We start from the raw sequence: 22,667 nt of genomic DNA, 5'->3' as shown, positions 1-22,667 counted from the left end.
CGAGCGCGACACGGTGCCCGCCCGGCCCCGGGGGGCTACGGGGGGGCTACGGCGTGCGCGACGCCAGCAACAGGGCCGTGTCGTCCGGCCGGTTCGCCGTGCTGCCCGCCACCCCGATCAGCCGGTCCGCGGCCTCGGTCAGCGGTGTGGGCCGGGCCGCGGACAGGGACAGCCGCAGCCGTTCCACCCCGATGTCGATGTCGGTGCCCGGCTCCTCCACCAGCCCGTCGGTGTACAGGGCGAGCACCGACCCGGTCTCCAGCCGCAGTTCCGTCACCGGGTACGAGGCCTCGGTGTCGATGCCGAGCACCACCCCGCCCGCCAGGTCCAGCACCTCGGTGCGGCCGTCGGGGTGGCGCAGCAGCGGCTGGGGGTGCCCGGCGCGGACGGCCCGGGCGGCGCCCGTCTCGGGGTCCAGCAGCACGTAGCAGCAGCTCGCGAACTGGCCCGGGTCCAAGTCGATGAGGAGCTGGTTCGTGCCGCTCATCACCTGCTCGGGGCTGCTCCCGCTGAGCGCGAACGCCCTTACGGCGCTCCGCAGTTGGCCCATGGTCGCCGCGGCGGCCACCCCGTGGCCCTGGACGTCCCCGATGACCAGGGCGAGCATTCCGGCTCCCGTCTCGATGACGTCGTACCAGTCGCCGCCGACGTCCATGCCCAGGGTGCCGGGCAGGTAGCGGCCGACCGTCTGCACGTGGTCGCGCACCGGCAGCCGGTGCGGCAGCAGCGCCGCCTGCAGTCCGCGGGCGAGCGCGGCCTCGCTGTCGTAGCGCCGGGCCCGCTCCAGGGCCTGCGCGATCAGCCCGGCCAGTGCGGTGAGCACCGTACGTTCTTCCGGGCTGAAGTCGCGGGGCGCGTCGAACCCGAGGATGCACGAGCCGACCGGCCGCCCGGAGGCGATCAGCGGCAGGAACGCGCGGGCCCCGACGTCGGCGTCCAGCGGGACCCCCGGATAGGCGGCGGCCAGGTGTTGCATCGACTCGAAGAACAGCGGCCGCCCCGAGGTCAGGGTCTCGACGCCCGGCAGCCGGACGTCGAGCCCCACCCCGTCGAAGCGGTCGAGGAAGCCCGCGGGGAAGCCGGTCTCCCACGCGAGGTGCAGGTGCCGCTCGTCCAGCAGGTAGATGGCGAGCTGGCGGCCGCCGAAGGCCGGCAGCAGCTCCTCGGTCACCACCGCCGACACCTGGCGGGCCGTGACCGCCTCGGTCAGCGCGATGGCAAGGGCCACCGGCCGGTACAGCGCGGAGGCCCGGTCCGCCGGCGAGCCCGGTCCCGGGGTGGGCTGGACCACCGTCGCGGGCGCGTACGAGGGCTTCTCGGCCGCCCCGATCGTCAAGGTGACCCCGTCCGGCCCGGGATGCAGGACCACGGACAGCCAGTCCCCGGGCGGGTGCCAGCCGCGCCGGGCCGCGAAGCGCACCGGCTCGGTGGACATGAAGACGGCCCGGAAGTGGTCCTCGTACGCCGGATGCCCCAGCCAGGGCACCGCCTCCCACACCACCCGCCCGAGCAGCTGCGGCTCGCCGAGGCCCAGCAGGTCCTGGGCGGCGGAGTTGACGAAGCCGATCCTGCCCAGCCGGTCCACCGACAGGACCGCCTGTGCGAGCCGGTCCACGGCCTCGCGGGGGCCCGCGTGCCCGGCCGGGGCCCGCAGGACCATCGGGTCCCCGTCCCAGACCACCGGGTCCCCGGCCTCGGCCCGCGCGGCCAGCTCGTGGGCCAGCCGGTCCGCGGCCTCCCGCAGCCGCTCCCGGTCCACGGCCCCGACCGGGATCCCCGGGGTCGCCGCGCGCAGGGCGAACAGGACGCCGAACCGCTGCCCGTCCGCGGTCACCGGCTCGTACAGCGAGGCGAAGGGGAACGGCAGCCCGGCCATCAGCTGGGGGAAGCGCCGCATGGCCGCCTCCACGTCGGCCAGGTGCACGGCCTGACCGGACCGGAACGCCTCCGCCACCGGGTACGGGCGGTTCACGTGCATCCGCCACCACGGCCGGAACAGCCGCCCTGGAAGCCCGGCGAGCACGGCCATCCGGAGCAGTCCCTCGGTGCCGGAGCGCAGGTAGACCCCGCCCGCGTACCCGCCGACGGCCGCCACCGCCTCGACGGTGGCCCGGGCGAGCGCCGGGGCCGTGGCGTCACGGGAGGGAGCGGGGCCGTGGTCGTCCGGTCCTGCCGTCACCCAGTCAGCATGACCCCTCGGCGGTGGTGGCCGCACCCCGGCGCCGGCCCCGCGTCCCGGCGGGGCCGCTTCCCGCCGGGGCTGCGGCCGGAGCCCCGGTATCCGGCCGCAGCGCAACCGCCGCGCGCAGCGGGACCGCGCTGCGTCACGAGGTGGGCCTGTGCTCCGTGGACTTCCCCTTCCTCATCGCCCTCGTCCACGTGTCGCCGGCCTGGCGCAGGCACGCGCGCCCCGGGTCGGGATCGTACGATGACCGCATGACCAGCACGATGCAGCCGTCGAACCGTCGCCCTGCCGGGCGTGGCTTCGTGCTGCTGGTGCTGGCGGTGCTGACCGGTGTGCTGGCGATGCACGGCCTCGGGCCGGGACCCGCTCCCGCGAAGGCGCCGACGGCGGGCCGTGGCCACGTCATGGCGATGGTCCAGGACGAAGACGCCCACCAGGTGGCGGGCGGCTGCTCCCACGCGGATGGCGGGACGGGCCACGCGGACCATGCGGACGCCACGTGTGCGGCAGCCGGTGTCGGCGCCGCCTACACGCCTCCCGTCCTGGCCGCAGCGCTCGACACCGGACCCGTGCCGGTGACGCTGCCCGGCAGTGCGCCAGGGACACCGGAGAGCGGGCGTGCGCCCCCCGATCTCGCCGAACTGCAACTCCTGCGGATATAGGGACCGCCCGCTCGGCACCCCCTTGCCCCGGCCCGGGCCGGCGGGGGATGCCCCGCTTCGGCACGTCCTCACTTCCGCATCGGCGCCCGCCCGCTCAGGGCCGGCGCACCAAGGAGTCGCACCACCATGAACCAGAACCTCATCCGCCGGACCGCCCTCGTCGCCGCCGCGGGCGCCGCCTCCCTCGTGCTCGCGGCGTGCGGGGCGGGCGACGACACCTCTGCCGGGCACAACGGGCACAGCCCGGCGTCGCCCCCGGCGTCCTCGTCCGCTCCGGCCTCTCCGGGGCAGCACAACGCGGCCGACGTCGCGTTCGCCACGGGGATGATCCCCCACCACCGTCAGGCCATCGAGATGGCCGATCTGGCCGCGACGCGCGCCGAGTCCCCCGCGGTGAAGAAGCTCGCCGACGAGATCGAGAAGGCCCAGGACCCGGAGATCAAGACCCTCTCCGGCTGGCTGACCTCCTGGGGGGAGCAGGTTCCCGCCGAGGACGCCATGGACCACTCCGTGCACGGCACCGACGGCGGAATGATGACACCCGAGGAGATGGACAACCTGATGAAGGCGTCCGGCAAGGCCTTCGACACCGCCTTCATGCAGCTCATGATCAAGCACCACGAGGGTGCGGTGGCGATGGCGAAGGCCGAGAAGGCCGACGGATCCTCCGCCGAGGCCAAGACGATGGCGGACGCCATCATCACCTCGCAGACCGCCGAGATCACCACGATGAAAGCCCTGCTCGGCAAGAGCTGACCCCACCCGGGCGGAGGGGTGTGCCGGGCCCGTGTGGCCCGGCGCACCCCGCCGCTTCCTTACCGGGTCCCAGCACGGCGGCGTGCGCGACCAGCCGCGTACGCCCGTCTGTGGGTGCCGGTCTCGCCTCAGGTGTGACGGGGGCGGGCCGCGGTGTCGAGGCAGAAGGCGTCGATGCTCCGTGATGGGGTGGTCGAAGTCACCGCCGGCGGTGGTGCGCGCGTCCGCTCCGAGCTGATCCAGGGGGCGGTGACACCGCGGCGCCGTCCTGCCGGAGGCACTCGCGCGGGCGCGGAACTCGTGCCGTGGAAGCGTGCAGCCGCGTCGTTCGTCTCCTCTCCGTTCCCGAGTGGAGAAAGGCGGTAGAGTTGATAGTTGTCACATGACAACTATGTCGGCAGACGCACCCTCCCGATGCGGGACGGGACGGGATGGGACGGATCCGAGGATCCGCCAGTACGAGGACGCCTCCTCTGGCGCGGACGCGCTCCGCGCCCGCCGGGGAATCCGAGGACGGACCCAGACCCAACCGGCGCTTCTCGAAGAAATGACCCTGACCATGACGAACTTCCTGGCCGTGGAGCGTGCCCTGCGCACGGCGGCGCCCCATGATCTTCTCCGCACGGTCCGCGCCGCCCTGATCGAGCACTTCCACGCGATCGAGGTCGAACTCCTCATGGCCGACTACAGCCTTACCGTGCTGCAGCCGGTGACCGCGCTGCCGCACACGTCGGAACCCCTGCCCGTCCAGGCCAGCCCGGAAGGCCGTGCGTTCGGCAGTCAGGAACCGTACGGCCAGTACGCGGCACAGGACGGCGCGGTGGACCTCCACCTGCCGGTGACCGTGCGCGGCGACCGCCTGGGCATCCTCACGGTCCGCATGCCCGAGGACGCGTGTACCTCCGAGACCGTCGGCGAGCTGACCGACCTGGCGGAGCTGCTGGGGCACGAGATCATCGTGGCCGAACGTGACACCGACCTGTATCTCCGGGCACGGCGAGCCAGCCGTCTGACCCTGGCGGCCGAGATGCAGTGGCAGCTGCTGCCGGCCCGGGCCTGCGCCCGGCCGGAGTACGCCATCGGGGCCCAGCTGGAGCCGGCGTACGACATCCACGGGGACAATTTCGACTGGTCCACCACCGCCGAGACCCTCACCCTCACGGTCACCAACGGCATGGGCGAGGGGATCCAGGCCTCGCTCCTGACGAATCTCGCGATCAACGCACTGCGCAACGCCCGGAGGGCCGGGATCAGCATCGCCGACCAGGCGGCGCTGGCCGACCAGGCCGTCTACGGGCAGTACCGGGGGCGCGAGTACGTGTCGACCCTCCTGTTGTGCTTCGAGCTGAGCACCGGGCGGGCGCAGGTGGTGGACGCCGGTTCTCCCCAGCTGTGGCGCTACCGGGACCGGTCCGTGGAGCGCCTGGAGTTCGAGGCACAGCTGCCCCTCGGGATGTTCGAGGAGACCCCCTACACGGCGCAGGAGTTCCAGGCCCTGCCCGGCGACCGGCTGATCTTCGTGAGCGACGGTGTCTACGCGGCCGCGAGCGCGGGTGGCGAGGCGTACAGCGAACGCGCTCTCGCCCGGGCGATCCAGGCCACCAGCCTGCTGCCGGCCGCGGCGGTACCCCGGGCCATCCTCGAGGAACTGGCGGTCCACCGCGCCGCCGACGCCGATGATGACGCCATGGTCTTGTGCATGGACTGGTTCGGGCGGCCCGCCGCACCCTGAAGGGTCCTGTAGGACACGCGGCGCGCCCGCTGCGCGGCGGGGCGCGGGCTCGGGTCACGCAGCGGGGATACTTTCATGAAAGAGGGCAGACGAGGCGTATCCGTTCAGACAGAGACCTGTCGCCGGCGGCGCCTTTTCCGAAGGGAATCGCACCTGCCTACAGGGAGTGACGCCACAGTGAGCCGCGCGGAACCGCCCGAAGATCCCCTGTACGAGATGGCCTGCGAGGTGACCGAGGCCGCCGGGGCCCTGATGGACATCTGGGAGCGGTCGGCGCAGAGCACCCCTCCGCGCCTGTCGCCTCTGCAGTTGCGGGCGCTGGTGGCAGTGCAGGGGGCGCCGCGCATCAATCTCACGCGGCTCGCGGAGGACATCGACGCGGCGGCGCCTGCCACCAGTCGGTTGTGTGACCGGCTGGAGGCTGCCGGGCTGCTGCGTCGCGACCGCGCTGACTCCGACCGGCGCGAGATCGTCCTGACGCTGACAGCGCAGGGCGACCAGGCCATCAGAGCGCTGGCCGACCAGCGCTGTCGGGCCATCCACGAAGTCCTCGGGCGCGTACCCCCCGAGCAGTGCCGGGAGCTCTTGGACGGCTTGCGGGCCTTCACCCGAGCGTCGGGGTCCGCCCTGTCCGAGCGCGAGCGGTGAGCGCCGGCCGGGCCGGGGTGGAGTCTCTTCGCCGCCCGGGGTGCCGGTCCGGCCCGGAGCGCTCAGCCGTCAAGGGGCTGCTGCGTCCCTCTCCAGTCCAGGCAGACCACTGCCGCGTCCTCGGGAAGGTCGATGCCGCCGTGGTGCTGCACGAGGCCGTCGACGAGCGCCCGCGCGGTCTCGTGCGGCGAAGACCTCTGGGTGGCGGCGATCGTCTCGCGCAGGGCGCGTTCACCGAAGGCCCGGCCGTCCGCGCCCGGCGAACCGTGCACCCCACTGCTCACGATCACCAGACGGTCCCCCGGGGAGACGGTGAAGGGCTGCTGGCGGTACTCGGTCTCCTGGAACATCCCCAGGGGTGTCTGCGTTTCGAAGACCACCTGCTCCACAAGGCTGTCGCGCACCCGGAACACGTGGGGTGACCCCGCGTCCACCGCGTGAGCGGAACCGGTGGTCAGGTCGAAGCGCAGCAGCAGCGAGGGTGCGCTCTGCCTCCCTCCGTACTGGGCGTAGACCGCTTCGCTCGCGAGACCGGCTTGCTCGTCGAGGGGGACGCCCGCCCGGCGGGCGTTGCGCAGCGCGTTGACGGCGAGGCTCGTCAGCAGGGCGGCGTCGATGCCGTGTCCCTGGCCGTCGGTGCAGGTGACGGTCAGGACGTCGCCTGTGGTGCTCCAGTCGAAGTTGTCCCCGCCGATGGCGTAGGCCGGTTCCAGGTGGGCGCCGAGGGTGTACTCCTTCCGGGTCAGTCCGCGGCCCGGAAGGAGCTGCCACTGCATTTCGGCGGCCAGCGTGAGCCGTCGGCTGCGGCGGGCCTGCAGGTAGAGGTCGGTGTCCCGTTCGGCCACGATCAGTTCGTGCCCCAGGGCTGTGGCGAAGGCGGCGAGTTCCAGCATGCGCGTGGCGCCTTCGCGGGGCTCGGGAAGGCGCACGGAGAGCACGCCCAGACGGTCGCCCCGGACGGTGACCGGTAGGTGGGCGATCACGATGCCGGGGCCGTCGGTGACTTCCACGACCGGAGCCTGGGCGGTGAACGACCGTCCGGCCGGTGTCCCGTCGCGGACGTGCACCTGGGATCCGGTGTGGGGGAGCCGCGTGACCGGTTGCAGCACGGAAAGGCTGTAGTCCGCGAGCAGCAGGGTCACCTCGCTCGCCTGCACGTAGGTGGCCAGCAGTTCCCCGGCCGCGGACGGGAGTGCGGTGGGGGGTGCGGCCCGCAGTGCGCTCTCTGCGGCGCCGAGCCAGACTTCGGAACGGTTGCTCATAGTCTCTTCCCTCATGACCCGCGCGGGCCCGCCGGTCGGCGTGAAAGTCCGGCCGCGCTGCCGAGAGCGCGCCGGGTTCCCCGTGCCGTGCGGGCGAGTCGCGGGGCTCGCCGCGGTTGAGGTGCCTTCTCGCACGAAGATCTGTGTCTGCGTTGCCGTGCGGGTCTGTCAGGCGGTTTCGCGGCCATCGCCGCGTGCCGTTTCGTCGGGGCCTATGTGGAGGAGTGCCGCGGTGCGGAAGGTGTGCAGGCTTTCGGCCAGCGCTCCGAGATCGGCTTCGGGGATCTTCGCCAGAACGGCCTCGATCTCGCTGGATCGCCAGGCGCGCATCTGCGCGAGCGTCCGGTGCCCGCCGGGGCTCAGTCTCAGTTCGACTTCCCGGCGGTTGGCCGTGCCGCGGGACCGCTGGATGAGGCCGGCCGCTTCCAGGCGGTCGCACAGGCGGCTGACCGAGGGAGGTGTGGATCCGAGCGCTTCGCCGAGGTCGCGCAGGTTGACGCGGTCCCATTTCTCGATCACGGTCAGCGCGCGGAGCTGCGAGGGGGAGACCGGGGAGAGGTCGGGGGCTTCTCCACCTCGGCCCCACAGCACCTCCAGGATTTCCAGGAGCGTGCACGCCTCGAGGGCCACCTGGTCGTAGCTGACGGACGGCGCGGCTCGGGGCACCTGCTCGTTCTGACGGCCGAATGCCTCTGTGTCAGTCGCCTCGTTGTCGAGCACCTGTGGGTACCTCTCGATGGACGAACGGGGACCGGCTTGCGGCTGGTACGGGTGCGCGGGCCTGCTCGGAGCGGGACGGGCTGCTCCAGCGGCTTCTGCCGCCGGGTATGAGGCTAGCCGAGAGTCACCGGCCGGGTAACGCGCGGAGGCGAAGCCCCGGAGTGTGCCTCGCGTCCTCAGGAGGCGGGAGGGTGATGCGCAGGGCCACGGCCGGGGTGTCGCCGGCGTGGAGAACGATGGTGCGCATGTCGGCGGCGATGGCGTGGGGAAGGTCCGCCAGGGGCAGGCGGGCGTGGGTCCGCGCTGCTTGGACGAGCCGGGTTTCGCCCTCCACCACGTCTTTGCGGCTGCCCGTGAGGCCGTCGGTGTAGAGGAGAAGGAGGTCTTCCGGGTCCAGGCGGGCGGTGAGCACGCGATCGCTCCCCGAGCGCCCCCACCCGAGAGACCGCGGAGGTGATCCTCCGCTGGTCGGGGGTAGGTTCCCTCCCTACGCGTTCGACGGCAGACAAGGGGCATCACATGGCGGCGCAGCGCAGCGGTGAGGGTGGGGGCCTGCCGTCGGCGGTCGTGGACTGCGCGCTGTACGAGCACGGGAAGCGGATTCCGGGCCAGCTGAACCTGGGCGGGATCACGGAGCGGATAGACCCGGAGGCGGGTCGGTTCGCGTGGATCGGCCTGTACGAGCCGAGCGAAGAACAACTGCAGGAGGTCGCCGAGGCGTTCGGCCTGCACCCGCTCGCGGTCGAGGACGCGGTCCACGCGCATCAGCGGCCGAAACTGGAACGCTACGGCGACATGCTGTTCCTCGTCCTGAAGACGATCGTCTACGTCGACCACGAGAAGGTCACCACGACGAGCGAGATCGTGGACACCGGCGAGATCATGGTCTTCGCCGGCCCCGGGTACGCCATCACCGTCCGCCACGGCAGCGCCCCGTCCCTGGACGGCGTACGTCAACAGCTCCAGGACGACCCGCGGCAGCTCGGCTGCGGTCCCGCGGCCGTCCTGCACGCGGTCGCGGACCGGGTCGTCGACCGGTACGTGGAGGTGGCCGATGCCTTCGCCGGCGACGTCGACACCCTGGAAAGCGAAGTCTTCTCCCCCGACCGGCCGGTCGACGCCGGGCGCATCTACCAGCTCAAGCGCGAACTCCTGGAGTTCAAGCGCGCCGTCATGCCCCTGACACCCGCGCTGCAGCGCCTCAGCGAAGGCACCATCCCCCAGGTCCCCGAAGAGGTCGCCACCTACTTCCGCGACGTCGCCGACCACCATCAGCGCGTCAGCGAACAGATCCTGTCCTTCGACGAACTCATCAGCGGAATGCTCAGCGCCAGCATCGCGCAACTCGGCGTCCAGCAGAACGCCGACATGCGCCGCATCAGCGCCTGGGCGGCATTGATCGCCGTCCCCACCATGATCGTCGGAATCTACGGCATGAACTTCGAGCACATGCCCGAACTCTCCTCCCCCTTCGGCTACCCGGCCGTCTGGGTACTCATGGTGACCGCGTGCACGGTCGTCTACCGCGCCCTGCGCCGCAACAAATGGCTCTGACAGCCCGGCCCGTCGCCTCGCACCGCAGTGCCCGAAGCGGCCGCGCACGGGGTGGGTCAGCCGCCGACCTGGATGCCGGGGCGGCGTCCGGGACCGGGGTCGTGCGATAGGCCGACCGCTTCGCTCGTCCGGGGGACGCACGGGCGTACGGGCCGTCCCCCGGACGCGCCACGGGGCACGATACGCACGCGTCCCACCCCCCCGGCAGGCCCCCGGAAGGCAGAACATGCGGTTCCAGTACGACACCATCGGCGAGCGCTACGCCGAGTCCACGGCCACGGCGGCCTTCGCGGCGGCCGACACCCACACCCTGCACGGCGCCCTGGACGCGCTCGGCGGGGTGCGCGGACTCGACGCCCTCGACCTGGCCTGCGGGTACGGCTACAACACCCGGCTCCTGGCCCGCGGCGGGGCCCGGCGGACGGTGGGCGTGGACCCCTGCGGGGAGCGGATCGCGCAGGCCCGCGCGCACGAGGCGACGAAGGGCCGGCCGGACATCGAATACCACGTCGCCGAAGCCGTCGGCGTCGCCGGCCTCGGGCCCTTCGACCTCGCCACCGCCGCCTACCTCTTCAACCACGCGACCGACCGCGCGGCGCTGCACGCCGTGCTCCGGTCCGTGCGGACCAGCCTGCGGCCCGGCGGCCGGCTGCTCGCCATCGTGCCGAACGCGGGCGCGTTCCCGCGGGTGGACTGGTCGCCGTACGGGGTGCGCATCCTGGACCGGGTCCCGCAGGGCGAAGCACCGCTGCTGAAGGCGCACTTCCTCACCGATCCGCCGGAGCCCTTCGAGTTCCGGGAGTGGGCCCACGCCGACCTCGCCCAGGCGGCCGTCGAGGCGGGCTTCACGACCGTCGGCTGGCAGCCGAACCGGACGCCGCCGCCCGACGCCGTGCGCGACGAGGCCTACTGGACGGCGTACCGCGCGTGGCCGATCAGCTCCCTGATGACCTGCACGGCGTAGGACGCGTCCGGAGGGTCGCCCGGCGGGTCGGCCGACGGGTGTCGCGGCACGGCGTACGGCGAGGTCTCACGAGCCGGCCCCGGGCCGCCCCTCCCTCAGCCGTCCGCCGCCGACCTGACCAGCTCCACGATCCGGTCGCGCGCCGCCCGGCCCTCCGGCACCGGCAGCAGCGGGTACCCGTCCGGCAGCCCCACCGCCTCGTGGAACTCCACCTCCACCCCGGCCGCACGGGCCCGGCGCACCAGTTCCCTGCCGTCCGTGGCGAGCAGGTCCCGGGTCCCCGTGAACACCGTCAGCGGCGCCAGGCCCGCGAACGTCCCGCGCAGCGGGCTCACCCGCGGGTCCTCGGCCGCGAGGGTCCCCGCGTACAGCCGTCCCGCCTCCAGCAGGCCCGGCCGGGCCGACGGCGGATCGGCCGCCTCGGCGGCCGCCTGGTCCGGGTGGCTCATGGTCACGTCCAGCCAGGGAGTCACCAGCACGATCCGGGAGGGCTGCGTCCGGGTGCGGTCGCGCAGCCGCTGGGCGGCCGCCAGCGCCGGCCCGGCCCCGGAGGAGTCCCCGAGGAGCACGGTGCCGCCCGCGCCGCCGCTCTCGATCAGGCCGCTGAGCAGGTCGGCGGCGACCGGCACCGTCCGGTCCGCCGTTCCGCGCGGCGCGAGGATGTACGCCGGTACGACGACCCGCGCCCGCGCCCGCACGACCAGCTCCCGGACCAGCGCCCAGTGCGGGCGCTCCAGTTCGTCCACGAAGCCGCCGCCGTGGAAGTACAGCACCCGGGCGTCCGGCTCGGCCCCGCGCGGGCAGACGTCGTACACCGGCCAGGCCCCGACGAACGTCCGCGAGATGTCCGCGACCCGGCCCAGCGACCGCGGCGGCAGGTGCGACGCGGGCCGCCGGGCGGACTGGGCCACCCGGGTCCGCACCACCTCCGCGCTCGCGAACCGTCTTCGCCGTCCCGTCGCGGTCAGCGCCACCGAAAACGCCCTGCTGCGCAGACTCGGCACGCCCCTCACCTCCCCTTTTCCCCCGCGCCTCCCCGGCGCGAGCCCCGGGGAGAGCATAGGCGTGAAGCTGCGCTGGAGGCCTGCTTAAGAAAGTCTCGATGGACTGATCACCACGCCGCTCGGCAGATTGGTTCCGTCACTCGCGCCACCCGCGCCCCCGCGGCCCCGGCGTCCCGTTCCGCATGCCTGGAGCCACCCATGAAGGCACTCGTCAAGCACAAGGCCGAGCCGGGTCTGTGGCTCATGGACGTCCCCGAGCCCGAGTACGGCGCCGGCGACGTGCTGATCCGGGTGCTGCGCACCGGCATCTGCGGAACGGACCTGCACATCCGCGCCTGGGACGGCTGGGCGCAGGGCGCCGTGAAGACCCCGCTCGTCCTCGGCCACGAGTTCGTCGGCGAGGTCGCCGCGCTCGGCGCGGACGTCCGGGACATCGAGGTCGGCGCGCTCGTCAGCGGCGAGGGCCACCTGGTGTGCGGCAAGTGCCGCAACTGCCTGGCCGGACGCCGCCACCTGTGCCGCAGCACCATCGGGCTCGGCGTCGGCCGCGACGGCGCGTTCGCCGAGTACGTCGTGCTGCCCGCGCAGAACGTGTGGGTGCACCGCACCGCCGTCGACCTCGACGTCGCCGCCATCTTCGACCCCTTCGGCAACGCCGTGCACACCGCGCTGTCCTTCCCCCTCGTCGGCGAGGACGTGCTGATCACCGGCGCGGGACCGATCGGGATCATGGCGGCGGCGGTGGCCCGTCACGCCGGTGCGCGCAGCGTCGTGATCACGGACGTCAGCCCGGAGCGGCTGGAGATCGCCCGCAAGGCGGGCGCCACCCTCGCCGTGAACGTCGCCGAGACCTCCATCGCCGACGCGCAGCGCTCGCTGGGCCTGCGCGAGGGCTTCGACATCGGCCTGGAGATGTCCGGCCGCGCCGAGGCCATGCGCGACATGATCGACAACATGACCCACGGAGGCCGGATCGCCATGCTGGGCCTGCCCGCGCAGGAGTTCCCGGTGGACTGGGCGAAGGTGGTCACCTCGATGATCACCATCAAGGGCATCTACGGCCGTGAGATGTTCGAGACCTGGTACGCGATGACGGTCCTGCTGGAGGGCGGGCTGGACCTCAGCCCCGTCATCACCGGCCGCTACTCGCACCGCGACTTCGAGGCCGCCTTCGACGAGGCGTCGACCGCCCGCAGCGGCAAGATCATCCTGGACTGGACGGCGTAGCCCACCCCGGAGTCCTTCCGGGATCGTGCGGCACACGTCGCCGCCGGACCCGGCCCACCGACCACCTCCCCCGGCCGGGCCCCGCCCACCCCCCTCCGCGGGGCCCGGCCCCCCTCGTCGTCCGTACGCCCGCCCGTACGCCCGCCTCCGCCGTAGAAGGAGAACCGCACCATGTTCGAGTCCGTCCGCGAGGACCTGCGCACCACCCTCGACGAGATCCGCGCCGCCGGTCTGCACAAGCCCGAGCGCGTCATCGGCACCCCGCAGAACGCGGCCGTGGCCGTCACCTCGGGCGGAGCCGCAGGCGAGGTACTCAACTTCTGCGCCAACAACTACCTCGGCCTGGCCGACCACCCCGACGTCGTCGCCGCCGCCAAGGACGCGCTGGACCGCTGGGGCTACGGCATGGCCTCCGTGCGCTTCATCTGCGGCACGCAGGAGGTGCACAAGGAGCTGGAGGCGCGGCTGTCGGCGTTCCTCGGCCAGGAGGACACCATCCTCTACTCCTCCTGCTTCGACGCGAACGGCGGCGTCTTCGAGACCCTGCTCGGCGCCGAGGACGCGGTGATCTCCGACGCCCTCAACCACGCCTCGATCATCGACGGCATCCGCCTCTCCAAGGCCCGCCGCTACCGCTACGCCAACCGCGACCTCGCCGAGCTGGAGACCCGGCTCAAGGAGTCGCAGGACGCCCGCCGCCGCCTGATCGTCACCGACGGCGTGTTCTCCATGGACGGCTACGTCGCCCCCCTCGCGGAGATCTGCGACCTGGCCGAGCGCTACGACGCGATGGTCATGGTCGACGACTCCCACGCCGTCGGCTTCGTCGGCCCCGGCGGCCGCGGCACCCCCGAGCTGCACGGGGTCATGGACCGCGTCGACATCATCACCGGCACCCTCGGCAAGGCCCTCGGCGGCGCCTCCGGCGGTTACGTCGCGGCGCGCGCCGAGATCGTGGAGCTGCTGCGCCAGCGCTCGCGTCCGTACCTCTTCTCCAACTCCCTCGCCCCGGTCATCGCCGCGGCCTCCCTCAAGGTCCTCGACCTGCTGGAGTCGGCCGGTGACCTGCGCGAGCGGCTCGCCGCCAACACCGCCCTCTTCCGTACGAAGATGACCGAGGCCGGCTTCGAGATCCTGCCGGGCGACCACGCCATCGCCCCCGTGATGATCGGCGACGCGGCGGAGGCGGCCAGGATGGCCGACCTGCTGCTGGAGCGCGGCGTGTACGTGATCGGCTTCTCCTACCCCGTGGTCCCGCTCGGCGCGGCCCGCATCCGCGTGCAGCTGTCGGCGGCCCACTCGACGGCCGACGTCGAGCGCGCCGTGGCCGCCTTCATCGACGCCCGCGCGGCGCTCGGCACGTCCGCCGGCTGAGACAATGGAGGGGTGATCGACCCCCGCAGGCTGCGCATCCTGCGCGCCGTGGCGGACCACCGTACGGTGACCGCCGCGGCCGCAGCCCTGTACCTCACCCCCTCGGCCGTCTCCCAGCAGCTCGCGGCGCTGGAACAGGAGACGGGCCACGTGCTGCTCACCCGCAGCGGCCGCGGGGTGCGGCTCACCGCGGCCGGCCAGATCCTCCTCGGGCACGCCCACGAGGTGGTGGCCCAGCTGGAGCGGGCCGAGGCCGAACTCGCGGCGTACGCGGGCGGTACGGCGGGGTCGGTGACCGTGGCCGCCTTCGCGACGGGCATCGCCGAGGTCCTCGCCCCGGCGATCTCCCGCCTCTCCCTCGACCACCCGGGCATCCGGCTGCGGGTCCGTGACGCCGAGGGGGACCAGAGCCTGCCGATGCTGCTGGACGGCGAGGCCGACGTGGCCCTCGCGGTGGAGTACCGGGGCGGTCCGGGCGCGGACGACAAGCGGCTGTCCGTCGTCCCTCTGTACGCGGAACCCTTCGACGCGGTGCTGCCCCCGGGGCACCCCCTCGCCGACCTGCCCGCGGTGAGCCTGGCCGACCTCGCCGACGCGGACTGGGTGGGCCAGTACCCGGGCAACCCGTGCCACGACGTGACCCTGCTGGCCTGTGAACTGGCCGGATTCCAGCCCCGGTTCGCGCACTCCTCCGACGACTTCAGGGCCGTGACGGCGCTGGTGGGCGCGGGCGCCGGGGTGGCCCTGGTGCCGCGTTCGGCGCTGCGGGGCATGGACCTCAAGGAAGTCCGGGTGCGCCCCGTCACGGGACCGGCCGCCACGCGCCGGGTCTTCGCCGCCGCCCGGCGCGGCGCCGAGTCCCACCCGCTGATCGCTCCGGTGCTGGCCGCCCTGGTGCGCGAGTCGGAACGCCTGCCGGCCCACTGACCGCCGGGCCGGCCGCCCGCACTCCGCGGACTCGGTGTCCCTCAGGCCCGCGGCCTCGCGGTATCGCTCCCTCAGACCCGCAGTACGTCCACGCCCGCCGCCTCGAACGCCTTCGTGACCTCCGCGGGCAGGCCCGTGTCCGTCACCAGGACGTCCACCGCCGAGGTCGCGCAGATACGGGCGAACGCGCGCACGCCCAGCTTGCTGGAATCCGCCGCGATCACCACCCGGCGGGCCCGCTCGCACAGCAGGCGGTTCACCGAGGCCTCGTCCTCGTGGCGGGTCGCCGCGCCGTCGGCCGGGTCGAAGCCGTCCACGCCGACCACCGCGGTGTCCACCGCCAGCTGACCCAGCACCTGCTCGGCGAGCGGCCCGGTGAGCTCGTACGACTGGGGGCGGGCCACCCCTCCGGTCAGCACGATCTTGAACTGGGGCCGGATCACCAGCTCGCCCGCGATGTTGAGCGCGTTGGTCACCACCGTCAGCGCCGGCGAACCGGAGGCCAGGTCGGCGCGCCCGGCCAGGGCCCGCGCGACCTCCGTGGTCGTGGTGCCGCCGGTCAGGCCGATCACCTCGCCCGGGGCGATCAGGGCCGCCACCGCCTCGCTGATGCGGCGCTTCTCGGCGGCCCGGCGCGAACTGCGGTAGCGCAGCGGCAGTTCGTACGAGACGCCGTGCGGGACCGCGCCGCCGCGAGTGCGGACCAGCAGCTGCTGTTCGGCGAGCTGGTCGAGGTCGCGGCGGATGGTCGCGGCGGACACGCCCAGTGCCTCCGCGGCCGGCTCCACCTCCAGTTCGCCCCGCTCCACCAACAGGGCCAGCAGGGTCTGCCAGCGCTCCTTGCGGGTCATCGGCCGCCCCCTTCGCTGCTCTCGCGTGTTCTCCCTTGGCCCACCCGCCGACGATAACCCAGCCGGTCACCCCTGTGGATGCTTGAAGTTGCGCGAAAGGGCGCGATACCTTGCAGAAATACGCATCCAGAGTCGCCTGTCGAACGAGGGAGCCTGTATGAGTCACGTCGCGTACGAGTTGGGCACACAGCCCGCCTGCTGGGAGCGGGCCGCCGAACTGGCCCCGGCGAGCCGGGCGGTGCTGCCGCGGCCGGGGGAGCGTACCGCGATCGTCGGGTGCGGGACCTCGTACTACATGGCCCAGGCCGCCGCCGTGTTGCGCGAGGAGGCCGGGCAGGGCGAGACCGACGCGTTCCCCGCCTCGGAGTTCCCCCGCCACCGCCGCTACGACCGGGTGCTCGCCCTGACCCGGTCCGGGACCACCACCGAGGTGCTGGACCTGCTCGCCGGGCTGCGGGACGCGGGCGTGCCCACCACCGCGGTCATCGGGGACCCGGCCGCCCCCGTGACGACCCTCGCCGACGAGATCGTCGTCCTCGACTTCGCCGACGAACGGTCCGTCGTGCAGACCCGGTTCGCGACCACCGCCCTCACCCTGCTCCGCGCCCACGCCGGACTGCACTCCCCGGCCGCGGTCGCCGACGCCCGTACCGCCCTCGCCGAGCCGCTCCCCGCCGAACTGGCGAGCCGGGGCCAGTTCACCTTCCTGGGCCGGGGCTGGAGCGTCGGGCTCGCGCACGAGGCGGCCCTCAAGATGCGCGAGGCCTCGCTGTCCTGGGCCGAGTCCTACCCCGCCATGGAGTACCGGCACGGGCCGATCAGCGTCTCCGGCCCCGGCACCGTCACCTGGTCGCTCGGCGAGGCGCCCGAGGGCCTCGCCGAGCAGGTGCTGGCCACCGGCTCCGCGTGGGTGGCCGGACGGCTCGACCCGCTCGCCGAACTGGTCCGGGTGCACCGCCTCGCCCTCGCCGTCGCCGCCCACCGCCGGCTCGACCCGGACGCGCCGCGCCACCTCACCCGATCGGTGATCCTGACCGCCGGAGAGGGGGCGGTCCGATGAGCCTCGTTCCCGCCGGCCGGCTCGTCCTGGAGGCGGCCGCCGCCGGCCGCGCCGTCGCCGCCTTCAACATCATCACCCTGGAACACGCCGAGGCCGTCGTCGCCGGGGCCGAGGCCACCGGGCTGCCCGTCATCCTCCAACTGAGCGAGAACGCGGTGAAGTTCCGCGGCGGCCGGCTCCTCCCCATCTCCCGCGCGGCGGCCGCCTGCGCTGAGGCCGCCGGCGTGCCGGTCGGCCTGCACCTGGACCACGTCAAGAGCACCGAACTGCTCCGCCAGGCCTGCGACGCGGGCTACAGCTCGGTGATGTACGACGCGGCCCACCTCCCGTACGGCGAGAACCTGGAGGCGACCCGTTCCGCCGCGGACTGGGCGCACGCCAACGGGTTGTGGATCGAGGCCGAACTCGGCGAGGTCGGCGGCAAGAACGGCGCCGCGCCCCTGGACCCGCACGCGCCCGGCGCCCGTACCGACCCGGACGAGGCCCGGCGGTTCGTCGCCGACTCCGGAGTGGACGCGCTGGCCGTCGCGATCGGCAGCACCCATGCGATGACCAGCAGGACCGCGTCCCTCGACCACGCCCTGCTGGGCCGGCTCGCCAAGACGGTCGACGTGCCGCTCGTCCTGCACGGCTCCTCCGGCCTGCCGGACGCCGAGCTCGCGGCGGCCGTCGCGGGCGGCATCCGCAAGGTCAACATCGGCACCGCGCTGAACGTGGCCATGACCGGGGCCATCCGCGCCCACCTGACCCCGGCGGACCCGCGCCCCTACCTGACGGCAGCCCGGGCGGCGATGGCGGCGACCGCCGAAGCCATGATCAGCGCGCTCGACTGACCACCACCGGGGGCGCGGGCGCGCACCGGGGCGGGGCGGACCGACCGGGGCGGGGCGGCACCCCCGCCCCGCCCCGGGGCGTACGCGTACGCATGCGGAAACCCCGGCCGACGACCTTCCGGATTCTTGAAACAGGTTCTAGTCTGCCCCCGCCGCCGCAGTGGCGGCCGGCTGGACCGCGAGACTCCCGGAGGGGCCGTGCACCTCGAATACACGCCTGAGCAGCAGCAGTTGCGCACCGAGCTGCGTGCCTACTTCGCCGAGCTGGTGCCGGAGGACGTCTACGCCCGCTACGAGGACCCGGCCGCCCAGAAGCGCTTCTACCGGGAGACCATCCGCCGGCTCGGCGCCGACGGCTGGCTCGGGGTCGGCTGGCCCGAGGAGTACGGCGGCCGGGGCATGTCCCCGATGGACCAGTTCATCTTCTTCGACGAGGCCGCGCAGGCCGTCGTGCCGTTGCCCCTGATGGCGCTCAACACCGTCGGGCCGACGATCATGCAGTTCGGCACCGAAGAACAGAAGGCGTACTTCCTCCCCAAGATCCTCGCCGGCGAGATCGACTTCGCCATCGGCTACAGCGAGCCCGACGCCGGAACGGACCTCGCCGCACTCAAGTGCCGGGCGGTCCGCGAGGGCGACGAGGAGACCGGCACCTACGTCGTCGACGGCCAGAAGATCTGGACGACGAACGGCGACACCGCCGACTGGGTCTGGCTCGCCGTCCGCACCGATCCGGACGCCCCCGCGCACAAGGGCATCACCATGCTCCTGGTGCCGACGTCCGACCCCGGTTACTCCTGCACCCTCATCAACACCCTCGCCTCGCACGACACCACCGCGAGCCACTACGAGAACATCCGCGTCCCCGCGAACCGCCGGGTCGGCCAGGAGAACAAGGGCTGGCGCCTGATCACCAACCAGCTCAACCACGAGCGCGTCACGCTCGCCGCCCACGGCACGATGGCCATCCGGGCGCTGCACGACGTCCAGCGCTGGGCCGCCGAGACCAAGCTCGCCGACGGCCGGCGCGTCATCGACCTGTCCTGGGTCCGCGGCCGCCTGGCCCGCACCCACGCCCGGCTCGACGCCATGAAGCTGCTCAACTGGCAGATGGTCAACGCCGTCCAGACCGGCACCCTCACCCCCCAGGACGCCTCGGCGGTGAAGGTCTACGGCTCCGAGGCCCGCCGCGACGCCTACGCCTGGCTCATGGAGGTCGTCGGCGCGGCCGGCTCCCTCAAGGACGGCTCGGCCGGCGGGGTCCTGCACGGCGAGCTGGAACGGGGCTACCGCAGCGCCGTGATCTTCACCTTCGGCGGTGGCAACAACGAGATCCAGCGGGAGATCATCTCCTGGATCGGCCTCGGCATGCCCCGGGTACGCCGCTGACGGAGTGTGCAGGAATTCGTCATCGGCACGTGGGAAGGGCGGCCGGCGCGGAAGTCCGGCATCGGCCGGTGACATCCGGTTGCCGGGGGCGGCGGGGGCGGGTGCAATGTCCGGCACGGTCACCGAGGCCGCCCGGCGCGGCGGGCCGCGGGCGCACCGCCGCCGCGTCGTCACACAGGAGACACCGAGACATGAGTACGCCCCCCTCGCCGCCCGGACCGGTACCGGCTGACGGCCCGTCCGTCCGGATCGGCGCCCTCGTACCGCTGACCCGGCCCGGCTGGGTCGCGGCGGGCCGGCACCTGCTCGCCGGGCTGGAGCTGGCCGTTCACGAGGCCAACGACGCGGGCGGGATCGCCGGACGCCCGATCGAGCTCGTCGTCCGGGACACCGCGGCCGACCCGCGGCGGGCCGCGGAGGCCGTGGACGAACTGGCCCGCCTCGGCGTCGCCGCCCTGGCGGGGGAGTACCACAGCGTCGTCGCCCACACCGCCGCCACCAGGGCCGACACCCTCGGTCTGCCGTTCCTCTGTTCGTCGGCCGTCCTCGACGCGCTCACCGAGCGGCCCACGGACCGGGTCGCGCGCCTCGCCCCGGCGCAGTCCCACGGCTGGCGGATCTACGCGGACCACCTCCTGGCCGCGGGCCACCGCCGGATCGCCGTCGCCACCGAGCCGGGCGTCTACTGGGCGTCCGGAACCCGCGTCCTGCGGGACCACCTCGCGCCGCACGGCGGCACCGTCGCCGAGCTCGACGCGCGCACGCTCGCTCCCGCCGCCGTCTGCGAAGCGCTCGCCGCCGACCGCGCGACCGCGCTCCTCCTCCTGGTCGGCCATCCGGAGCCGGCCGTGCCGCTCGTCACGGCCGTCCGCCGTGACCCGCGCCTGGCCGGGGTCCTGATCGGAGCCCCGGCCGGCAGCCGGAGTTCGCCCAGTGGCTGACGCTGCTGGGCGACGACGGCGCCGCGATCCCGTTCCTGCGCTACCTGCCCGAACAGCTCGGCCCGCTCGGCGCACGCGTCGAGGCGGCCCTGCGCGCACGGCTGGGCGAAGCGCCCTCCTTCGTCGCCTTCGAGGGCTACGACACCGCAGCCGTCCTCGCCGACGTCCTGCGCGCGCACGGCACCGACCGGGCCCGCGTCGCCGCGTCCTGGCCGGACGTCGCGTTCGAAGGGACCCGCGGGCGGATCCGGTTCTCCCGTACGCCGCCGGACAGTGGCGTGTGGCAGTGGGCGTGGGCGCCCGTCCAGGTCGTCGACCGGGATCCCGCGCAGCCCGATCGCTTCCGGGTCCTGCACACGGGCTGAGGGGCCGCGGTGGCCGACGCGCGCCGGCAATCGAGAGATTTCGGGAGCTATGTCAGATTTCTGAACTTTTTATCCATCCAGCGGGCGATCCCCTACGAATTACTTGTGTCACAGCACTCACTGCTCTCGCACCAGCGGGGGCGAGGAGGTGGGATCCATGACCGTCCCCATCCGGATCAGGCGCGTGGCAGTGGCCGCGGCCGCGACGGGAATGCTGGTCGGCGGTGCGGCGCTCGGCGCCGCGGCACCGGCCGTCGCAGCCCCCGCGTCATCCGTGGCGACCGCCGTCAGCGGGGACCGCGACCACGGGAAGCAGTGCCACTGGAAGAAGGGGCACTGGGAGAAGAAGTGGGTCAAGGGCCACTGGGAGAAGAAGTGGGTCAAGGGCTACGACTGGGACCGTGACCGCGACCGCAAGGGCGACCACCGCAAGGACGACGACCGCAAGGGCGACCACCGCAAGGGCGACGACCGCAACGACGCGAACCGCTACGGCGGCCACGACGGCTGGCGCGGCCACAACGGCCACTGGAAGTGGGTGTACGTCCCCGGGCACTGGGACAAGCACTACGTCCAGGGCCAGTGGATCTGCTGGGACCGGCACCGCTGACGGCGCCTCCGGCACGACGGATGGTTCGCGGGGGCCCGCAGCCGCGGGCCCTCGCCGCGGCGGACCCGCTCCGGATGCGGCCGCTCCCGAATGGTGATGGGATCGGAAGTCCGGCGCTGCACTCGGACGACCACTGGATGTCGGATGGCGGACACGGCAAACGAGGGCGCGGAACCGCCCGGTGAACCCGAGGACCCCGAGGAGCTCCGCACCGGGGAGACCGAGGGGCTCGACGCCCAGCTCCTGCGGGCCGCCGAAGGCGACCGCGACGCGTTCGCCCTGGTGTACGACGCATTGACCGTCCCCGTGATGGGGCTGGCCTGCCGGATTCTGCGGGACGCCGACCAGGCGGCGGAGGTGACCCAGGACGTGATGGTCGAGGTGTGGCGTACGGCGGGGCGCTTCCGCCCCGAGCTGGGCAGCGCCAGGGCATGGGTACTGGTGCTGGCCCACCGGCGCGCGGTGGACCGCGTCCGCTCCGTACGGGCCCGGGGCGAGCGGGAGGAGAAGGCCGCCCTGCTGGACCGCACCACCCCCTTCGACGCAGTGGCCGCGGAGGTCGAGGAACGCGACGAGCACGCCCAGGTGAGGCGGTGCCTGTCGGCGCTGACCGAGGTCCAGCGGGAGGCGGTCCTGCTGGCGTTCTACCAGGGCATGACCTACCGGGAGGTGGCGCGCTCGCTGGAGTCGCCGGAGGGCACGGTCAAGTCCCGGCTCCGCGACGGACTGCAGCGGCTGCGCGAGTGCCTGGAGGCGTCCTGATGAGCATCGCGTCCGAGCCGCACGCCGCCCTCGGGGCCTACCTGCTGCACGCGCTGCCGGCGGACGAGGAGAGCGCGTTCGCCAACCACCTGGCGGGCTGCGACAGCTGCCGGCGGGATCTGGCCGCCCTGATGCCCGTCCTGGTCCGGCTCTGCACCACGGAGGGAATCGCGCCGCCGCCGGGACTGCGCGAGCGCGTACTCGCCCAGATCGCCGGTACGGCCCAGGAACCCGGGCGCCCCGCCCACCGCGCGGACCCGGTCGGCGGGGCCCGGTCCCTGCTCGGCGGGCAAGCTGCCCCCGGGCCGTCCGCCGGTCCGCGGGCGGACGGGCGCGGCGGGTCGAGCGCGCCGCTGCGCTGGGCCCTCGCCGCGTGCCTGGCCGCCGCGGCCGTCTTCGGCGGGATCGCCGTCTGGCAGCACCAGGAGGCCGCCGAGGCCCGTACGGAACTCCGCCGTGCCGGACCGGCAGCGCAACTCGCCGAAGTACTGGCCGCCCCCGACGCCAGGATCAGCACGGCCGACTTCGGCGACGGCGCCACCGGGTGCGTGATCGTCTCCCGGGCCGAGAGCCGGGCCGCGTTCATGGCGTCCGGGCTCCCCAAGCTGACTTCGGACCAGGTGTACGAGCTCTGGTACGACGACGCGGGCACGCCCCGCTCGGCGGGAACCCTGAGCGGCCGCGGCAAGTGGCACATCAAACTGCTGGACGGTCCCGTCGAACAGGCCACCGCCCTCGGCATCACGGTCGAGCCCGCCGGCGGCTCCGCCCAGCCCACCGGTTCGCCCATCGGCCTGATCGACATTCCGGCCTGACACGGGCGGTACGGGCCACCCCCGGG

General features: G+C 73.5%; 20 protein-coding genes and 2 pseudogenes. 16 read left to right on the top strand and 6 right to left on the bottom strand.

Going from position 1 to position 22,667, the window contains the following annotated elements:
* Positions 1-46: 46 nt before the first annotated feature.
* On the bottom strand, positions 47-2,215 hold the full coding sequence (locus tag ACFWW8_RS03975) for a SpoIIE family protein phosphatase (protein ID WP_386523246.1): 2,169 nt from the start codon (positions 2,213-2,215) through the stop codon (positions 47-49).
* 221 nt (positions 2,216-2,436) lie between these two features.
* Here ACFWW8_RS03975 and ACFWW8_RS03970 point away from each other — a divergent pair, with 221 nt between their 5' ends.
* From ACFWW8_RS03970 to ACFWW8_RS03955, 4 genes are all read left to right on the top strand, one after another.
* On the top strand, positions 2,437-2,847 hold the full coding sequence (locus ACFWW8_RS03970; protein WP_386523243.1) for a DUF6153 family protein: 411 nt from the start codon (positions 2,437-2,439) through the stop codon (positions 2,845-2,847).
* Between the two features lie 126 nt (positions 2,848-2,973).
* Positions 2,974-3,603: a DUF305 domain-containing protein gene (locus tag ACFWW8_RS03965; RefSeq protein WP_386523240.1), complete on the top strand. Its 630-nt coding sequence runs from the start codon at positions 2,974-2,976 to the stop codon at positions 3,601-3,603.
* A 547-nt stretch (positions 3,604-4,150) separates the two neighbouring features.
* Positions 4,151-5,335 carry a PP2C family protein-serine/threonine phosphatase gene (locus tag ACFWW8_RS03960; RefSeq protein WP_386523238.1) on the top strand — a complete coding sequence of 395 codons (1,185 nt, stop codon included), beginning with the start codon at positions 4,151-4,153 and terminating at the stop codon, positions 5,333-5,335.
* A gap of 177 nt (positions 5,336-5,512) precedes the next feature.
* Positions 5,513-5,983 carry a MarR family winged helix-turn-helix transcriptional regulator gene (locus ACFWW8_RS03955; RefSeq protein ID WP_386523236.1) on the top strand — a complete coding sequence of 157 codons (471 nt, stop codon included), beginning with the start codon at positions 5,513-5,515 and terminating at the stop codon, positions 5,981-5,983.
* A 62-nt stretch (positions 5,984-6,045) separates the two neighbouring features.
* Here ACFWW8_RS03955 and ACFWW8_RS03950 read toward each other — a convergent pair whose 3' ends face one another.
* From ACFWW8_RS03950 to ACFWW8_RS03940, 3 genes and pseudogenes are all read right to left on the bottom strand, one after another.
* Positions 6,046-7,245 carry a PP2C family protein-serine/threonine phosphatase gene (locus ACFWW8_RS03950; RefSeq protein ID WP_386523234.1) on the bottom strand — a complete coding sequence of 400 codons (1,200 nt, stop codon included), beginning with the start codon at positions 7,243-7,245 and terminating at the stop codon, positions 6,046-6,048.
* Between the two features lie 168 nt (positions 7,246-7,413).
* A complete protein-coding gene (locus ACFWW8_RS03945) occupies positions 7,414-7,875 on the bottom strand; it encodes a MarR family winged helix-turn-helix transcriptional regulator (RefSeq protein ID WP_386523697.1) in 462 nt (153 codons plus the stop codon).
* 214 nt (positions 7,876-8,089) lie between these two features.
* Positions 8,090-8,416 (bottom strand): annotated as a pseudogene (locus ACFWW8_RS03940) (SpoIIE family protein phosphatase); the annotation flags it as partial.
* Between the two features lie 68 nt (positions 8,417-8,484).
* Here ACFWW8_RS03940 and ACFWW8_RS03935 point away from each other — a divergent pair.
* Together ACFWW8_RS03935 and ACFWW8_RS03930 are read left to right on the top strand one after the other, a co-directional pair.
* The gene (locus tag ACFWW8_RS03935; RefSeq protein WP_386523232.1) at positions 8,485-9,519 is read left to right on the top strand and encodes a magnesium and cobalt transport protein CorA; all 1,035 of its coding nucleotides are present in this window, start codon (positions 8,485-8,487) and stop codon (positions 9,517-9,519) included.
* Between the two features lie 226 nt (positions 9,520-9,745).
* Positions 9,746-10,483 (top strand): class I SAM-dependent methyltransferase, encoded by a 738-nt coding sequence (locus ACFWW8_RS03930; protein WP_386523229.1) that lies wholly within the window; start codon positions 9,746-9,748, stop codon positions 10,481-10,483.
* A gap of 95 nt (positions 10,484-10,578) precedes the next feature.
* Here the strand turns inward: ACFWW8_RS03930 and ACFWW8_RS03925 are convergent, their stop codons facing one another.
* A complete protein-coding gene (locus ACFWW8_RS03925; protein ID WP_386523227.1) occupies positions 10,579-11,487 on the bottom strand; it encodes an alpha/beta hydrolase fold domain-containing protein in 909 nt (302 codons plus the stop codon).
* Between the two features lie 198 nt (positions 11,488-11,685).
* On the opposite strand from ACFWW8_RS03925, the gene tdh reads away from it, so the two are divergent.
* The 3 genes from tdh to ACFWW8_RS03910 all read left to right on the top strand — a co-directional run bounded on the left by tdh (position 11,686) and on the right by ACFWW8_RS03910 (position 15,015).
* Positions 11,686-12,714 (top strand): L-threonine 3-dehydrogenase, encoded by a 1,029-nt coding sequence (tdh, locus tag ACFWW8_RS03920; RefSeq protein WP_386523224.1) that lies wholly within the window; start codon positions 11,686-11,688, stop codon positions 12,712-12,714.
* Positions 12,715-12,885: 171 nt separating this feature from the next.
* Positions 12,886-14,088: a glycine C-acetyltransferase gene (locus ACFWW8_RS03915; RefSeq protein ID WP_386523222.1), complete on the top strand. Its 1,203-nt coding sequence runs from the start codon at positions 12,886-12,888 to the stop codon at positions 14,086-14,088.
* Positions 14,089-14,100: 12 nt separating this feature from the next.
* Positions 14,101-15,015 carry a LysR substrate-binding domain-containing protein gene (locus ACFWW8_RS03910; protein WP_386523220.1) on the top strand — a complete coding sequence of 305 codons (915 nt, stop codon included), beginning with the start codon at positions 14,101-14,103 and terminating at the stop codon, positions 15,013-15,015.
* A 71-nt stretch (positions 15,016-15,086) separates the two neighbouring features.
* On the opposite strand, the gene ACFWW8_RS03905 is transcribed toward ACFWW8_RS03910, so the two are convergent.
* Complete coding sequence (locus ACFWW8_RS03905) at positions 15,087-15,866, bottom strand: DeoR/GlpR family DNA-binding transcription regulator (RefSeq protein ID WP_386523217.1); 780 nt, start codon at positions 15,864-15,866, stop codon at positions 15,087-15,089.
* A gap of 157 nt (positions 15,867-16,023) precedes the next feature.
* On the opposite strand from ACFWW8_RS03905, the gene ACFWW8_RS03900 reads away from it, so the two are divergent.
* The 7 genes and pseudogenes from ACFWW8_RS03900 (at position 16,024) to ACFWW8_RS03870 (ending at position 22,641) form a co-directional block, all read left to right on the top strand.
* Positions 16,024-16,926, top strand: coding sequence for an SIS domain-containing protein (locus ACFWW8_RS03900; protein ID WP_386523214.1), 903 nt, complete (start codon positions 16,024-16,026; stop codon positions 16,924-16,926).
* Entirely contained in the window at positions 16,923-17,759 is an 837-nt protein-coding gene (locus ACFWW8_RS03895; protein ID WP_386523212.1) for a class II fructose-bisphosphate aldolase, read from the top strand. The genes ACFWW8_RS03900 and ACFWW8_RS03895 overlap by 4 nt, the downstream gene beginning before the upstream one ends.
* 198 nt (positions 17,760-17,957) lie before the next feature.
* Positions 17,958-19,148 carry an acyl-CoA dehydrogenase family protein gene (locus ACFWW8_RS03890; RefSeq protein ID WP_386523209.1) on the top strand — a complete coding sequence of 397 codons (1,191 nt, stop codon included), beginning with the start codon at positions 17,958-17,960 and terminating at the stop codon, positions 19,146-19,148.
* 191 nt (positions 19,149-19,339) lie between these two features.
* Positions 19,340-20,454: pseudogene (locus ACFWW8_RS03885) on the top strand (ABC transporter substrate-binding protein).
* 157 nt (positions 20,455-20,611) lie between these two features.
* Positions 20,612-21,064, top strand: coding sequence for a hypothetical protein (locus tag ACFWW8_RS03880; RefSeq protein ID WP_386523207.1), 453 nt, complete (start codon positions 20,612-20,614; stop codon positions 21,062-21,064).
* A gap of 144 nt (positions 21,065-21,208) precedes the next feature.
* Complete coding sequence (gene sigK, locus ACFWW8_RS03875) at positions 21,209-21,826, top strand: ECF RNA polymerase sigma factor SigK (protein ID WP_386523204.1); 618 nt, start codon at positions 21,209-21,211, stop codon at positions 21,824-21,826.
* Positions 21,826-22,641, top strand: a complete 816-nt coding sequence (locus tag ACFWW8_RS03870) for an anti-sigma factor domain-containing protein (RefSeq protein ID WP_386523201.1) — start codon at positions 21,826-21,828, stop codon at positions 22,639-22,641. The genes sigK and ACFWW8_RS03870 overlap by 1 nt, the downstream gene beginning before the upstream one ends.
* Positions 22,642-22,667: the final 26 nt, after the last annotated feature.

It is taken from the genome of Streptomyces sp. NPDC058701 (assembly GCF_042715295.1).
Taxonomy (GTDB): domain Bacteria; phylum Actinomycetota; class Actinomycetes; order Streptomycetales; family Streptomycetaceae; genus Streptomyces.
Note: the sequence above shows the minus strand (reverse complement) of the source record. Positions and strands in the feature narration are given on the sequence as shown.

What these genes read in the sequence shown, in the direction of transcription:
- ACFWW8_RS03900 (WP_386523214.1), top strand. Translation starts at nt 16,024, where the DNA reads ATGAGTCACGTCGCGTACGAGTTGGGCACACAGCCCGCCTGCTGGGAG.
- ACFWW8_RS03970 (WP_386523243.1), top strand. Translation starts at nt 2,437, where the DNA reads ATGACCAGCACGATGCAGCCGTCGAACCGTCGCCCTGCCGGGCGTGGC.
- tdh (WP_386523224.1), top strand. Translation starts at nt 11,686, where the DNA reads ATGAAGGCACTCGTCAAGCACAAGGCCGAGCCGGGTCTGTGGCTCATG.
- ACFWW8_RS03930 (WP_386523229.1), top strand. Translation starts at nt 9,746, where the DNA reads ATGCGGTTCCAGTACGACACCATCGGCGAGCGCTACGCCGAGTCCACG.
- ACFWW8_RS03960 (WP_386523238.1), top strand. Translation starts at nt 4,151, where the DNA reads ATGACCCTGACCATGACGAACTTCCTGGCCGTGGAGCGTGCCCTGCGC.
- sigK (WP_386523204.1), top strand. Translation starts at nt 21,209, where the DNA reads ATGGCGGACACGGCAAACGAGGGCGCGGAACCGCCCGGTGAACCCGAG.
- ACFWW8_RS03915 (WP_386523222.1), top strand. Translation starts at nt 12,886, where the DNA reads ATGTTCGAGTCCGTCCGCGAGGACCTGCGCACCACCCTCGACGAGATC.
- ACFWW8_RS03950 (WP_386523234.1), bottom strand. Translation starts at nt 7,245, where the DNA reads ATGAGCAACCGTTCCGAAGTCTGGCTCGGCGCCGCAGAGAGCGCACTG.
- ACFWW8_RS03880 (WP_386523207.1), top strand. Translation starts at nt 20,612, where the DNA reads ATGACCGTCCCCATCCGGATCAGGCGCGTGGCAGTGGCCGCGGCCGCG.
- ACFWW8_RS03895 (WP_386523212.1), top strand. Translation starts at nt 16,923, where the DNA reads ATGAGCCTCGTTCCCGCCGGCCGGCTCGTCCTGGAGGCGGCCGCCGCC.
- ACFWW8_RS03870 (WP_386523201.1), top strand. Translation starts at nt 21,826, where the DNA reads ATGAGCATCGCGTCCGAGCCGCACGCCGCCCTCGGGGCCTACCTGCTG.
- ACFWW8_RS03965 (WP_386523240.1), top strand. Translation starts at nt 2,974, where the DNA reads ATGAACCAGAACCTCATCCGCCGGACCGCCCTCGTCGCCGCCGCGGGC.
- ACFWW8_RS03905 (WP_386523217.1), bottom strand. Translation starts at nt 15,866, where the DNA reads ATGACCCGCAAGGAGCGCTGGCAGACCCTGCTGGCCCTGTTGGTGGAG.
- ACFWW8_RS03935 (WP_386523232.1), top strand. Translation starts at nt 8,485, where the DNA reads ATGGCGGCGCAGCGCAGCGGTGAGGGTGGGGGCCTGCCGTCGGCGGTC.